The sequence below is a fragment of the Streptomyces sp. NPDC056948 genome (genome assembly GCF_042674225.1).
GTDB classification, from domain to species: domain Bacteria; phylum Actinomycetota; class Actinomycetes; order Streptomycetales; family Streptomycetaceae; genus Streptomyces; species Streptomyces purpurascens.
This window is the reverse complement of record NZ_JBHUQX010000226.1, coordinates 1-15,240: the sequence shown is the minus strand read 5'-3', so window position 1 is coordinate 15,240 and position 15,240 is coordinate 1. Positions and strand designations below refer to the sequence as shown.

At 73.0% G+C, this 15,240-nt stretch carries 8 protein-coding genes; all 8 read left to right on the top strand.

From position 1 onward, the window contains the following. Nucleotides 1-80 precede the first annotated feature (80 nt). The 8 genes from ACFTZL_RS26680 to ACFTZL_RS26645 all read left to right on the top strand — a co-directional run bounded on the left by ACFTZL_RS26680 (nt 81) and on the right by ACFTZL_RS26645 (nt 15,184). A complete protein-coding gene (locus ACFTZL_RS26680) occupies nt 81-2,147 on the top strand; it encodes a serine/threonine-protein kinase (protein WP_382587654.1) in 2,067 nt (688 codons plus the stop codon). A gap of 153 nt (nt 2,148-2,300) precedes the next feature. Then, nucleotides 2,301-4,817 (top strand): protein kinase, encoded by a 2,517-nt coding sequence (locus ACFTZL_RS26675; protein WP_382587652.1) that lies wholly within the window; start codon nt 2,301-2,303, stop codon nt 4,815-4,817. Nucleotides 4,818-4,984: 167 nt separating this feature from the next. Continuing rightward, entirely contained in the window at nt 4,985-6,736 is a 1,752-nt protein-coding gene (locus ACFTZL_RS26670; RefSeq protein WP_382587650.1) for a serine/threonine-protein kinase, read from the top strand. 105 nt (nt 6,737-6,841) lie between these two features. Continuing rightward, the gene (locus tag ACFTZL_RS26665; RefSeq protein WP_382587648.1) at nt 6,842-8,056 is read left to right on the top strand and encodes a protein kinase; all 1,215 of its coding nucleotides are present in this window, start codon (nt 6,842-6,844) and stop codon (nt 8,054-8,056) included. A gap of 82 nt (nt 8,057-8,138) precedes the next feature. After that, nucleotides 8,139-9,800: a serine/threonine-protein kinase gene (locus ACFTZL_RS26660; protein ID WP_382587646.1), complete on the top strand. Its 1,662-nt coding sequence runs from the start codon at nt 8,139-8,141 to the stop codon at nt 9,798-9,800. Nucleotides 9,801-9,872: 72 nt separating this feature from the next. After that, complete coding sequence (locus ACFTZL_RS26655) at nt 9,873-11,516, top strand: protein kinase (protein ID WP_382587644.1); 1,644 nt, start codon at nt 9,873-9,875, stop codon at nt 11,514-11,516. Between the two features lie 144 nt (nt 11,517-11,660). Next, nucleotides 11,661-13,289, top strand: a complete 1,629-nt coding sequence (locus tag ACFTZL_RS26650; protein WP_382587642.1) for a succinic semialdehyde dehydrogenase — start codon at nt 11,661-11,663, stop codon at nt 13,287-13,289. 107 nt (nt 13,290-13,396) lie between these two features. Further along, a complete protein-coding gene (locus ACFTZL_RS26645) occupies nt 13,397-15,184 on the top strand; it encodes a GMC family oxidoreductase N-terminal domain-containing protein (protein WP_382587640.1) in 1,788 nt (595 codons plus the stop codon). Nucleotides 15,185-15,240 lie beyond the last annotated feature (56 nt).

Here is a 15,240-nt window from a genome sequence, read left to right as displayed (position 1 = left end):
CAGGGGCCCCCTGGGCACGGGGCACTTGTCGGGTGAGAGACAATGGAAGCTCTGTCAGGGCGGGTTGTATGAGGGGACGCATGTCGGAGGCGGAGCGGGCGGGCACATCTCGTCAGGACACTCGTCAGGACAACAGGGAGCGTCTCCTGGCCGGGCGTTACCGGCTGGGCGAGGTGCTCGGCCGCGGCGGCATGGGCACGGTGTGGCGCGCCCAGGACGAGACGCTGGGGCGGACGGTCGCCGTCAAGGAGCTGCGGTTCCCGACGAACATCGACCAGGAGGAGAAGCGGCGGCTGATCACGCGGACGCTGCGCGAGGCCAAGGCGATCGCGCGGATCCGCAACAACAGCGCCGTGACCGTGTTCGACGTGGTCCAGGAGGACGACCGGCCCTGGATCGTGATGGAGCTCGTCGAGGGCAAGTCGCTCGCCGAGGTCATCCGGGAGGACGGCCTCCTCGAGCCGAAGCGGGCCGCGGAGGTCGGGCTCGCCGTCCTCGACGTGCTGCGGTCCGCGCACCGAGAGGGCATCCTGCACCGCGACGTGAAGCCGTCCAACGTGCTGATCTCCGAGGACGGCCGGGTCGTGCTCACCGACTTCGGTATCGCCCAGGTCGAGGGCGACCCGTCCATCACCTCGACCGGCATGCTCGTCGGCGCGCCCTCCTACATCTCCCCGGAGCGGGCACGCGGGCACAAGCCGGGCCCGGCCGCCGACCTGTGGTCGCTCGGCGGGCTGCTGTACGCGTCGGTGGAGGGAGCGCCGCCGTACGACAAGGGGTCGGCCATAGCGACTCTCACCGCGGTGATGACCGAGCCGCTGGAGGAGCCGAAGAACGCGGGCCCGCTGACGGACGTCATCCACGGGCTGCTCACCAAGGACCCGGCCAAGCGGCTCGACGACGCGGGCGCCCGGGCGATGCTGAACTCCGTCATCCACACGCCGGAGAAGGCCGAGCCGGAGCCGATGGACGCGACGAAGGTCGTGCCGCTGCCGGCGCAGCCGGACAAGGCGTCGCGCAAGGGCGGCTCGGCGGGTGCGGGGAGCAAGCGGGGCGAGGAGGCCGGGGAGCGGCTGCGCGGGGCGCTGCGCTCCGTGCGCAAGGCCGCGGCCGGACCGGCCGCGGCGGCGGCAGCGACCCGCACCAAGTCCGAGGACGCCAAGGCCGCTTCCGGACCGAAGGACGAGGCGGCCGCCGGGGGCGCGACCGCGGCCGCGTCGCAGCCGGGTCCCAAGCAGGCCTCGGGGGCGGCGGCTTCGGCGGCGGCTTCGGCGGCGACTTCCGGATCCGGCGAGCGGGGCGCGCAGGACGCGAAGGCGACCTCCGAGGGACGGAGTTCGGGCTGGCCCGTCATGCCGCCGCCGGACCTGCCGCCGCGGCAGGTGCCCCGGGCGCCGCTCACCGACGTGGTGTCGCGGCGGACCCTGATGATCATCGCCGTGGTCGTGGTGCTCGCCGTGATCGGCACGGTGCTCACCATCGCGTTCAGCGGGGACGACGAGGGCTCGAAGGGAGCCTCGGGCGAGAACGGCGGCAAGACCGTCGCCACCGCGTCGGGCAGTGCCGACACCAAGGGTGACGAGAAGGGCGGCACGGGCACCGACAACACCGCGACGGAGCCCGCGCCGTCGGGGCCCGCCTCGAAGACCGAACCGAGCGGCGGGGCGAGCGGATCGGCCGGCGACGGGGAGGGCGGGTCCGCCGGAAAGGGCACCGCGGCGGAGTCGACTCACCAGGGGAACCAGGGGTACTCGATCGGCCTGCCGAAGGGGTGGAAGTTCCAGTCCACGGGCTCCGCCGGCGACCGGTTCACCGGGCCCGACGGGCAGAAGCTGCTCATCGCCTGGACGTCCACGCCCAAGGGCGACCCGGTGGCGGACTGGAAGAGCCAGGAGCGCTACATGCAGCGCGCGCAGTACAAGAAGATCCGAATAGAGAAGGTGGACTACCGCGGCTGGAACACGGCCGACTGGGAGTTCACCTACAGGGAGAGCGGCACCAAGTACCGGACGATCGACCGCGGGTTCGTCGTCGACGACTCCCAGGGCTACGCGCTGATGTACACGGCGAAGGCGGCCGGCTGGGACGGTGAGTCGCGCAAGGACACGTGGGCGACGCTGACCAAGACCTTCGAACCCAAGTCCTGAGCATGAGCGTCCCCGGCTTTGGGGAGGCAGATCTGGCATCCCCACATTGCGGGTTGCCTGCGGCACGTATCGTAAATATTTGCGGTCCGTGCGCAGCCGGAACGGACCGTGGGGCGAACGGATGTGACCGACCGGGCTGACGGGGGAGGCAACGTGGACGACTATGCGGGCCGGGTACTCGCCGACCGCTACCGCCTGCCGCTGCCGCCGTCCGACGAGTACGAACTCACCGAGACCCGGGCCTTCGACACCTACAGCGGACAGGAAGTCCTGGTCAGGCAGGTGCCGTTGCCGGAGGTGGTCGAGGCCGAGGTCCTCGACGCGGAGGGCCTGCCCGACGGCTTCACCGCGCGTGACGGTGGTGCGCGGCGGCCCGGCGCGCGTCCGGGCCCCCGGCGGCCCACGGACCCGGTGGTACGGCGCGCCGTCGACGCCGCCCAGGCCGCCGCGGCCATTCCCGACCATCCGCGGCTCGACCAGGTCTTCGACGTGTTCGCCGAGGGCGGTTCGCTGTGGATCGTCAGCGAGCTGGTGGCCGCGCGCCCGCTGGCGGCGCTGCTCGCCGAGAAGCCGCTGACGCCGTATCGGGCGGCCGAGGTCGCCTCCGACGTCCTCATGGCGCTGCGGGTGCTGCACGCCCACGGCTGGGTGCACCGGAACGTCACCGCGCGGACGGTGCTCGTCTGCGACGACGGCCGGGTGATGCTGACCGGTCTCGCGGTGGGCGCGGCGGAAGAGGCGTTGTGCGGGTACGACCCGGTTCCGGCCGCCGAGGAACTTGAGCAGGGGCCGGCCCACGAGGGCGGCGGCGGGCCGGTCAACGGCGGCGGAGGCCCGGGTGGCGGCGCCCCGGCCGGCCTCCGTGGCGCGGCCGATCCCGAGGCCGCGCGGCGAGCCGCCATAGAGGCACGGGAGGCCAGGGGACTGCCCGCGGCCGGGGGTGACACGGCGGGCGGAGGCCAGACCGTGCCGGCCCCCAGGAGTGTGGACGACAGCGGCGACCCACGGGCCGCGCGAGCCGGGGCGATCGCGGCCTACCGGGCGGGTGCCCGGGCCGCCGCACGGGTCCAGGAGGCGCAGGAGGGCGGGCGGGCCGCACTGCCCGGTGCCCGGTCCGCCCCGGACAGCGGGCCCGCGCCCCACAGCAACGGCTCGACGCAGCCGACGTACATCCCCGGGCAGGGCACGGCACCCGGTGCGGGCCCGCCGGGGCGGATAGCCGACCCCTACGGCGTGAGCGGCGCACCCAGGACGACCGCGTGGCACGGCGCCACGCCCCGGGGCGGAACCGGCGGCGCGCCCCTGCCGCAGGGGCAGGAGCAGGCGGCTCTCCCGGCGGCCCCGGACCCCACCGCCCAGGGCTCGCCCGCCCGGTGGGACGAACTGGTCGCCGACACCCCCGCACCCCGGCGCGGACCGGCCACGGCCCTGGCCGCCGAGCGGGCGCGGCAGGCGCGGATGGCCGTGGTGGGTCCCGTGACGGAGCGCTGGGCGCCCGAGCAGGCCGGACCCGTGCACGAGAACTGGCAGTTGGCCGCCCCGATCGGTCCCGCGACCGACCTGTGGGCGCTCGGCGCGCTGCTCTTCAGGGCCGTACAGGGGCATGCGCCCTACCCGGAGGAGTCGACGGCCGAGCTGGTGCAGCTGGTGTGCGCCGAACCGCCCGCGTACGCCGAGGAGTGCGGGCCGCTCCGGCCGGTCGTGGAGTCGCTGCTGCGTCAGGACCCCACCGAGCGCCTCGACTTCGAGGAACTGCGCGGCTGGTTGCGCTCGCTCGTACGTTCGGCACCCGAGCCGGAGGCCGGGGTGCACGTCGTCGCGGCGCCGCCCGCCGACGCGAGCCGGCTGCCCGTCGTACGCCGCCGGGGCGAGCTCGTACGCAGGCGCAAGGCCGGGCTGCCCGCGCACCACGGGCGGCACAAACGGGCCAAGCGCGAGTCCCGGTCGCCGAACCGCCTCGGCCGCACCCTGCTCCTGCTGGTCCTGCTCGTGATGGCCGCCGCGATCGCCTACGCCATGCTCTTCATGCCCAAGTCGAAGACCGACGGCGCAGAAGGCACGGACGGCACGGACCGCACCGGTTCCGCCGGTGAGGTCAGCCAGGCGCCCGAGCCGGACGCCAGCAGCGAGCCCCGGCCCGACCAGACGTCGCCCGAGCCGGAGAAGAGCCCGTCGACGTCGGCCGGTTCCGCCGAGACACAGACCGCGGGCCCCGATGTCGCCGACGGCTTCACCCTGCGCAAGGACCCGGCAGGGTTCCAGGTCGCCGTCGCCAAGGGCTGGAGTCACACCCCGCGCAACGGCAGCGGCCAGGTCGTCTACGCGAAGGGCGACTTCGAGCTCATCGTCGTACCGGGCCGGGACAGCACCGCGGAGTTCGGCAGTGATCCGATGGCCTACCAGCGGGAGAGGGAGCGCGAGTTGCAGCCGTACCGCGACTCGAGCTGGGCCACCTCCACCGGGCTGAAGACGATCGAGGTGGGCGGGCGGACCATGGCCGAGGGGCAGTTCACCTGGACCGGCGGCGGGGACGAGCTGTATGTGCGCAACCTCGCGATGCTGGTCGGCGGCCGGTACCACGTGGTCCAGGTGCGGGGGCCGGAGGCCGAGCGGGACGAGGTGACGCGGTTGTACGAGCAGGCGGCGGCGACCTACAAGGCGACGGGCTGAGCGCCCGGCGCGCCGCCTGTACGCGGTAGTTCAACCTCTGGTTGCCTCGCGTCCCGACAGGCGACAACCGTCACAGTGCGGTCACCGTGGTACCCCGCTTGTTCCCAGGGGAGGGGCGGGTCCTTACGCTGACCCTGTCAAGACCATTGCGGGGCAACGTGAATCAGATGCAGGGCCAGCTCGTCGCGGGCCGCTACCGGCTCGCCGACTCCATCGGCAGCGGCGGCATGGGCCGGGTGTGGCGCGCCCATGACGAGGTGCTGCACCGGTCCGTCGCCATCAAGGAGTTGACGGCAGCCCTCTACGTCTCCGAGAGCGAGCAGGCGGTCCTCCTGGCGCGCACCCGGGCCGAGGCGCGGGCCGCCGCGCGGATCAACCACTCGGCGGTCGTCACGGTGCACGACGTGCTGGAGCACGACGGCCGCCCGTGGATCGTGATGGAGCTGGTCGAGGGCCGCTCGCTGGCCGACGCGGTCAAGGAGGAGGGGCGCGTCGAGCCGCGCGAGGCGGCACGCGTCGGCCTCTGGGTGCTGCGGGCCCTGCGCGCCGCGCACACCGCCGGTGTCCTGCACCGCGACGTCAAGCCGGGCAACGTCCTCCTCGGCCGTGACGGACGCGTCCTGCTCACCGACTTCGGCATCGCCCAGATCGAGGGCGACACGACCATCACACGGACCGGAGAGGTCGTCGGCTCGGTCGACTACCTGGCGCCCGAGCGGGTGCGCGGCCACGACCCGGGCCCGTCCTCCGACCTGTGGGCGCTCGCCGCGACGCTCTACACGGCGGTGGAAGGCCGGTCGCCGTTCCGCCGCACCACACCGCTGACCACCATGCAGGCTGTGGTCGAGGAAGAGGCCGGCCAGCTTCAGCACGCCGGTCCGCTCGGGCCCGTCATCACCGCCCTGCTGCGCAAGGATCCGGCCACCCGGCCCGACGCCTCCGAGGCCGAGCGGATGCTCGCCGAGGCGGCGGAGGGGCGACGGCCGAACGGGGCACAGGCATACGTCCCGACGCAGTACGGGGGGACGCCGTACCGGGACGTCCACAGCGGCATGGGCACGGCGGGCACGGGCACGACCGGCCCGGGGATGTCCGGCACCGGCTCCGGGTCGCACACCCGGACGCCGCTTCCGCCCCTGGCCGGGACCACGGCCAACGGTGCCCCGGCTCCCGGGACGCCGGCGTCCGGGACCCCCGTCGCCGGCCATCCGACGACCGGTCCCACCACGTTCGGTCCGACGGCGACGGGTCAGCAGGGGTCCGGGCCGCAGCAGACCGGTTCGGGCCGGCGCCGCCGGCTGCGTACGCTCGCCCTCGTCGTCGCGCTCGCGGCCATCATCGGCGGGACCACCGCCGTGGTGCTGCAGCAGTGGAACGAGGGCCGGCAGACGCCGGGCGGCGCCTCCGCCTCGGCGGGTCCCACGAGCACGCAGCAGCCCGGGGGAGTTCCCGACAGCTGGGTCCGCCACGACGACCCCGCGGGTTTCAGCCTCTCCCTGCCCAAGGGGTGGAAGCGCAAGCCCTTCGGTCCGCAGGGCGAGCTCAAGCAGATCGACTACACGCCGGACGGCGGACGGCACTTCGTGCGCATCGCCGTCGACACCTCCCCGGACTTCGCCGACCCGTACGCGCACCAGCTCGACCTGGAGCAGCAGATCAAGGATCTGGTCGCCTACAAGCGGATCACGCTGGAGCGCAACGTCTACCGTGACCGGGGCGGCGCCCTGTGGGAGTACACCTGGACCGCGCGGCCGAAGGACACCCCGTTCCCCGGCCCGCGCCGCGCCATCGAGGAGACGTACGTCGCCCGCGACGGCACCGAGTACGCGCTCTACATGTCGTCGCCCGCGCAGGACTGGGCGAAGGCGCGCAAGCAGTTCACCTCGCTGCTCCAGGGCTGGCAGGAGAAGACCTCCTGACGCAGGGGCCTCCTGGCACAGCGCCCTTCTGACGCGGGACGTCTGTTTCGGCCACCCACGAGCGCCGCCCCGGAGCCGATCCGTCCGGTGGGGCATGATTGCCGCATGGGGACCGAGGGGCACAACACGCGTGTCATCGCGGGCCGCTACCGGTTCGAGGAGAGACTCGGGCGCGGTGGCATGGGCGTGGTGTGGCGGGCGACCGACCAGCTTCTCGGCCGGGGCGTGGCCGTCAAGGAGCTCCCCTACGACGAGACGCTCTCCGCGGCGGAGGCGCGCCGGCAGCGGGACCGTACGCTGCGCGAGGCCCGGGCGGTCGCCCAGCTCAGCCATCCGCACATCATCGTGGTCCATGACGTCGTGGAGGACGACGAACGCCCGTACATCGTCATGGAGCTGATCGAGGGCGGCTCGCTCGCCGACCGGATCTCCGCCCGGGGCCCGGTCGACGCCGCCGAGGCCGCTCGCATCGGCATCGACCTGCTCGGCGCGCTGCGCGCGGCGCACGCCGCCGGGGTCCTGCACCGCGACCTCAAGCCCGCGAACGTCCTGCTGGAGGCCGGAACCGACCGGGTCGTCCTCACCGACTTCGGCATCGCCCAGGTCGCGGGCGCCCCCACCCTCACCGAGAACAACTCCTTCGTCGGCTCGCCCGAGTACACCGCGCCCGAGCGGATGTCGGGAGCCAGGACCGGGCCCGAGTCCGACCTGTGGTCGCTGGGCGCGCTGCTGTGCACGGCCCTCAGCGGCGAGTCGCCGTTCCGCCGCGACTCGTTGGGCGGCATCCTGCACGCGGTCGTCGCCGCCGAGATCCGGCCACCCGCGCAGGCCGCGCCGCTCCTGCCCGTCGTACAGGGCCTGCTCGAACGCGATCCGGACCGGCGCCTGGACGCGGACCGGGCGGAGCGGATGCTGCGGGCCTTTCGCGACACGGGCCGGACGCCGGAGGCGCCGCCGCCCGGGTACGTGCCGACGGTACGGGACACACCGCGTGGCCGGCCGCTCGGAGCACCGCAGGACACCGCCGACCAGCGGCCGTTCATGCGGCCGTCGGGCATGCCCGCACCGGGCCGGCTCGCCGAGCAGCTCATGCGGCAGCCCACCCGGAGGGTGCTCGTGGCCGCGCTGCTGGTCGCCGCGATGGCGGGAGCGGGAGTGTCCGCGGCGGCGCTGCTCATGGACGAGAGCGGCGAGCCGGGAGGAGGCTCCACACCGACGAGTTCGGCTCCCGAGACGCCCACGACCCGGCCCTCGTCCCCGAGCGCCGGCGCACCCACGACCACCCCTGTCAGCTCTCCTACCGGCACAAACGGGAGATAAGCCCTCGGTCAGGGTCACGGCTCTGTGACCGGTTCGCGGCATGGGTGGATACGTAAGCGCTTGGCGCGATATGGATGACCTCATGAGCAGCAACGGGGGATCCCGATCCGGGGCCGATGAGCCAACAAGTTTCGTTCTGCAACCGCCCAAGCCGCCGGCGGCGGTACCGGGCAACCCGTACGCGACGCCCACCCAGGTCGTGCAGCCCCGCTCGGCGGCCGCGGCACCGGCGGCGACGGAAGCGGCCGAGGATCCCGGTGCCGGGCGCCTCATCGCGGGGCGTTACCGGCTGATCGCCAAGCTCGGGCACGGTGGCATGGGCACGGTGTGGCGGGCCAAGGACGAGACGGTGGACCGGGAGGTGGCCGTCAAGGAGCCACGCGTCCCGGATCATCTTCCCGAGCGCGAACGTGCCAATGCCTTCGAGCGCATGCGTCGTGAGGCGCGTGCCGCTGCCCGGCTCGACCATCCGGCCGTGGTCGACGTCCACGACGTGGCGGTCGTGGACGACCAGCCGTGGATCGTGATGGAGCTGGTGCGGGGCCGGTCGCTGGGCGACGCGCTCCAGGAGGGCACCCTGTCCGCGCGCGAGGCCGCCCGGATCGGCCTTGAGGTGCTCGGCGCGCTGGAGGCCGCGCACGCGGCGGGCATCCTGCACCGCGATGTGAAACCGGACAACGTGCTGCTCGGCCGGTACGACCGGGTCGTCCTCACGGACTTCGGCATCGCCCAGATCGAGGGCGAGACCAACCTGACCGACACCGGCGGCTTCGTCGGCTCGCCCGAGTACATCGCGCCGGAGCGCGTGCTGGGCCAGCGCCCGGGCCCGGCCAGCGACCTGTGGTCCCTGGGCGTGGTGCTGTACGCGGCGACGGAGGGCGTCTCGCCGTTCCGCCGCAGCAACACCCCCGCCACGCTGCAGTCCGTCCTCAACGCCACGCCCGCGCCGCCCGCCTCCGCCCCGGGCCCGCTCGCCGAAGTCATCACGGGCCTGCTGCACAAGGACCCGGCCCGCCGCCCGAACGCCGCACAGGTGCGTGCCCGGCTGGAGGCGGCCGCGAACCCGCCCGCCGCTCAGCCCACCCAGGTCGTGCGGGTCACCGGCCAGGGCACCGGCAGCCGGGGCATCCGGCTCGGCCGCAGGGCGTGGATCGGACTCGGCGCTGCGGTCGTGGCGGCGGCGGTGACGGCGTACCTGGTCATCGCGGACCCGTTCGCCGGGCCGCTGCCCGACGGCTGGCAGACCAAGCAGGAGAAGAGCCTCGCCGCGTCGCTGGCCGTCCCCGACGAGTACCGGCGGACCGTGCCCGACCGGGAGAGGGACCAGGGGCACTGGGTCACGTACACCGACTGGAGCGGCAGCATCTGGATCGGCCTGACCCTCGACAAGAAGGCGGAGGACACCGCCAGCAACATCGCGGGTTCCGCGGCCGCCGAGATGTACGACGACGACAGCGGGTTCAAGGAGAGCGGCAGCTACGACCTGGACATGCCGGAGAACCCGAAGACGAACCCCAAGGTGACCACGTACAGAGGCAAGAAGGCCGCCGAGAACACCGTCTCCTACGACACCGACGACAGCGAGAACCCCCGCCCCCGTGAGCTGCGGATGCTCTACTACAAGACTCCCGGCGGCGACATGTACAAGCTCACCGTCAGCTACCCGGGCAAGGGCGACTTCACCGACCGCGGACGTGAGGTGGCGAGCACGGCGATCGCGAACCTGGACATCGACGGGACCTGAAATCCGCGCCTCCAACACCCCCGGAAAGGCCCCGCGTCGACAACCGCCCGCCCCGCACGGTACTGATGGGGCATGAGCAACGACGGGGGCGGGACGGGCGCTCAGGGCCGGCTGATCGGTGGACGCTACCGGCTGATCGAGCGCATCGGCTCCGGCGGGACGGGCATCGTCTGGCGGGCCCGCGACGAGCTCGTGCAGCGTGAAGTCGCCGTCAGGCAGCCCCGGTTGCCGGGCAGCCCGGAGGACGAGAGCCACCGGCGGGCGGCCCACCGGCTCCACCGTGAGGCCCGGGCCGCCGCTCGCGTCGACCATCCCGCCGCCGTCACCATCCACGACGTGGTCGTCGAGGCGGAGCGGCCCGAGGCGCGATCGGGCCCCATCGGCCCCGACGAGCTCGACGCGGCCGAAACCCTCGACGGACTCCCCTGGATCGTCATGGAGTTGGTGACGGGCGAGTCCCTGCACGAGAAACTGCGACGCGGCCCGGTCGAGGCGCGCGAGGCCGCCCGGATCGGCCTCCACGCCCTCGGTGCCCTGCGCGCCGCGCACTCCGTGGGCATCGTGCACCGGGACGTCAAGCCCGCCAACGTGCTGCTCGGCGCCGACCGGCGGGTCGTCCTCACCGACTTCGGCATCGACCATGCGGGGGGCGGGGAATCCCTCAGGGCCGGCGGGGAGTTCGTCGCCCCCGAGCGGCTGTCCGGCCGTACCGCCGGGCCCGCATCCGACCTGTGGTCCCTGGGCGTCCTGCTGTACGCCGCCGTGGAGGGCTCGTCGCCCTTCCGCCGGGCCACGCCGGAGGCCACACTCGCCGCGGTCCGCGCCGCCGAGCCGACCGAACCGCGGCAGGCCGGGCCGCTCGGGCCGCTGATCAGCCGCTTGCTGCTGCCGGACCCCGAAGAGCGGCCGGCCGCCGAGGAGGTCGCGAAGGAGCTGGAGGCGGTGGCGGGACCACTGCCCCTCGCGCCCGTCGCGGAGACACCCGCCGGGGACGTCGCGGAGATGCCCGCCGGGGACGTCGCCGAGATACCCGCCGGGGACCAGGAGGCCGCAGACCTACCGGAGCCGGCGGACGACCCCGGCCCCGGCCCGGGAACGCACCCGGACGCGACCACCGCACCACCGGAGTCGCCGAAACGGCACAGCCTCCTCCGCCCCGCCCCCCTCGCCCTCCTCAGCGCACTGCTCGCCGGCGGCATAGGCGCCGCGACCCACCTCGACGGCAGCAGCACCGCGGAGAGCGCCGAGCAGACCGCCGACGCGACGGACACCTGGACCCCGCACCACGAACCGGACCTGGCGGCCGTACTCCATCTCCCGCGCCACTACCGCGAACTCGGCCGGACCGGCAGCGCGACCGACCAGCCCCGCACCGTGCTCTACGGCGACGAACGGGGCGGCACGGTCCAGGTCCGCCTCCTCCTGTGGGACCGGGCCCCGGACTCCCCGATGGACCAGGCCCGGAAGGCACCCGTCGTCCGGGGGGACACGCGCTGCACCCGCACCGGCGTCCAGGGCCACGAGGCCGCCCTCGCCGACACCGCCTACCACGCGGACGAGGGGCCCAGGCGGGTCATGCGTGTACTGATCCGCACCGGCGACGACCGCATGTACGAACTGCGCGTCGACATGCCCAGGGGCACGCCGGAGGAGGAGGAAGGCACCTCGGTGTTCCAGGGCGCCCGGGACCGGCTCGGGGTCGGCGCGGGATCGTAAAAGGCTGAATTACACCGACTGTCACCGCACAACGCCCTGATCAGGGTGTTTGTTGCCAGCAGCCACTGGCGTCGTGTGTGCAGTCGGTGAAGCCGTATTACCGACGGGTACCCAAAGCCTTCGCAGGGGCATACCCTGCGGCTCATGACGGACGCGCACGCCCCGGAGAAGACCGGCACGGCACAGACCGGCACGAACCCCCTCGCCCCCGCCCCGGAGGGCGCCCGCACCGCCGCCGACGTGGTCACCCCAGAGCTGGTCGCCCAGCTCACCAAGGGCGTGGTCGGCTCGGGTCGCACCGCCAACCACACGCCGTTCACCGGGGAGAAGCTGGCCGACCTCCCCGAGTCGACGCCCGAGGACGTGGCGAACGCCTTCGAACTGGCCCGCACCGCCCAGGCCGTGTGGGAACAGACGCCCGTACGGCAGCGCGCCGCCGTCCTGCTCCGCTTCCACGACCTGGTGCTGGAGCGCCAGGCCGAGGTGCTCGACCTGATCCAGTTGGAGACCGGCAAGGCCCGCCTGCACGCCCACGAGGAGGTCCAGGCCGTCGCGGTCGCCGCCCGGCACTACGGCCGCAAGGCCCCCGCCTACCTCCGGCCCAAGCGGCACGCCGGTGCCATGCCGACCCTCACCAAGGTCACCGAACTGCGCCACCCGCGCGGTGTGATCGGCCAGATCGCCCCCTGGAACTACCCCCTGGAGCTGTCGGTCGGCGACGCGATCCCCGCCTTCGTCGCGGGCAACGCGGTCGTCATGAAGCCGGACACGGAGACCTGCCTCACCGCCCTGTGGGCCCGTGACCTGCTCATCGAGGCCGGCCTGCCCGCCGACGTCTTCCAGGTCGTCCTCGGCGACGGCCCGGTCGTCGGCCCCGAGGTCGTCCGGCACGCCGACTACGTCTCCTTCACCGGCTCCACCCGCACCGGCCGCGAGGTCGCCCAGGGCGCCGCCGCCCGGCTGGTCGGCGTCTCCCTCGAACTCGGCGGCAAGAACGCCATGCTGGTGCTGGAGGACGCCGACATCGAGAAGGCGGCGGCCGGTGCCGTCCGCGCCTGCTTCTCCTCCGCCGGCCAGCTCTGCATCTCCATCGAGCGGTTGTACGTCCACGAGTCCATCGCGGACGCCTTCCTGGAGCGCTTCGCCGCCCGTACGAGGACGATGCGCCTCGGCAGGTCGCTGTCGTACGGCGCCGACATGGGCTCCCTGGTCGGCGAACGCCAGCTCGAGACCGTCACACGGCACGTGGAAGAGGCGGTGTCCAAGGGCGCGAAGGTCCTCGCCGGCGGGGCGGCCCGCCCGGACATCGGCCCGTACTTCTTCGAGCCCACGATCCTCGACGGGGTCGGGACGGAGATGTCCGTCTGCGCCGAGGAGACCTTCGGCCCGGTCGTCTCGATCTACCGCTTCAAGGACGAGGACGAGGTCATCGAGCGCGCCAACGCCACGGCGTACGGCCTGAACTCCTCGGTCTGGACGAAGAACGCCCGGCGCGGCCAGGAGGTCGCCGCCCGGCTGCGGACCGGCACGGTCAACATCAACGAGGGCTACGCCCCCGCGTACGGCAGCGTCCAGTCGCCCATGGGCGGCATGAAGGACTCCGGCCTGGGCCGCCGCCACGGCTCCGAGGGCATCCTCAAGTACACCGAGGCCCAGACGGTCGCCCACCAGAGGGTTCTCCCGATGGCCCCCTCCCTGGGCATGGACGACGAGAAGTACGCCCAGTTCATGAGTCGCAGTCTCCGCCTCATGAAGGCATTCCGGTTCCGGTAGCCGGCCTTTCTTTTCAGGGGCGCGGGACTGTATCGAATGTGCGGCTCCGCCGCCCGAGCGCGATCAACCACTGACGGCCCGCACGCGAAACTCAACGAGGAGAACACGTGCCTCAGGACGTTCATGACTACGACGTCATCGTCGTAGGCTCCGGCTTCGGCGGCTCCGTGACCGCCCTGCGCCTCACCGAAAAGGGCTACAAGGTCGGCGTCCTGGAAGCAGGCCGCCGCTTCACCCGGGAGTCCCTCCCGAGGAACTCCTGGGACCTCAAGAACTACCTCTGGGCCCCCAAGCTCGGCATGTACGGCATCCAGCGCATCCACCTGCTGGGCAACGTCATGGTCCTGGCGGGCGCGGGCGTCGGCGGCGGCTCCCTCAACTACGCCAACACCCTCTACGTCCCGCCGAAGCCGTTCTTCGAGGACCCGCAGTGGCGGGACATCACGGACTGGCAGGACGAGCTGAAGCCGTTCTACGACCAGGCCCGGCGCATGCTGGGCGTGCGGCTCAACCCGACCATGACTCCGTCCGACGTCCATCTGAAGGCCGCCGCGGAGCGCATGGGCTGCGGCGACTCCTTCCATCTCGCCCCGGTCGGCGTCTTCTTCGGCGACGGCGAGGACGCCGACGGCACGGCGAAGGCGAAGCCGGGCCAGGAGGTGCCCGACCCGTACTTCGGCGGCGCCGGCCCGGCCCGCAAGGCCTGCGCGGAGTGCGGCGAGTGCATGACCGGCTGCCGCCACGGCGCGAAGAACACCCTCAACGAGAACTATCTGCACCTGGCCGAGAAGGCCGGCGCCGTCGTCCACCCCCTGACGACGGTCGTCTCGGTCACCGACGACTCGCGCGGCGGGTACGCCGTCGCCACGCTCCCCACCGACGACCGCCGCAAGGCGAAGGGCCGCACCTACACGGCCCGCAAGGTCGTCATCGCCGCCGGCACCTACGGCACCCAGACCCTGCTGCACCGCATGAAGGCGGGCGGTCAACTGCCGTACATCTCCGACAAGCTGGGTGAGCTGACCCGCACCAACTCCGAGGCCCTGGTCGGCGCCCAGACCGACGACCGGCGCTACCGCAAGGCCCATGGCGCGCGGAAGGCCGACTTCACCCGGGGCGTGGCCATCACGTCCTCGATCCACCCGGACGAGAGCACCCACATCGAGCCGGTCCGCTACGGCAAGGGCTCCAACTCGATGGGCGGCCTGTCCATCCTCCAGGTCCCCTACGCCCGCGGCGCCTCGGGCACCTCACGGGTCCTGGGCTTCCTCGCCCACGCGGCGAAACACCCCTTGCTGGTGCTGCGCTCCCTGTCCAACCGCCGCTGGTCGGAGCGGACCATCATCGGCCTGGTGATGCAGTCGCTGGACAACTCCCTGACGACGTATCTGAAACCGTCGGGCGCCGGCCGCGGCCTGCTCACCGCACGCCAGGGCCACGGCGCCCCCAACCCCAAGCAGATCAAGGCCGCCACGGAGAGCGCCTCGGCACTGGCCGCCGAGATCAACGGCTTCGCCGGCTCGAACGTCGGCGAACTGATGGGCACCCCGCTCACCGCCCACTTCCTGGGCGGCTGCCCCATCGGCGCCTCCCGCGAGACCGGCGTGATCGACCCGTACCACCGCCTCTACGGCCACTCCGGCATCTCGGTGGTCGACGGCGCCGCGGTCTCCGCCAACCTGGGCGTCAACCCGTCCCTCACCATCACCGCCCAGGCCGAGCGGGCGATGTCGTACTGGCCCAACAAGGGCGAGCCCGACCTCCGGCCGCAGCAGGGCGCGGCCTACGAACGTCTCCAGCCGGTCGAGCCGAAGTCCCCGGCGGTCCCGGCGGACGCGTTCGGCGCGCTGCGGCTGCCGTTCCTGGGCATGCCGGCGGTGCCGCCCAAGAACTGACCGACAGCGGGAAGACCGGACCCTGGTCGGAAAGAGAACGGAAAGAGAAGAGGGAC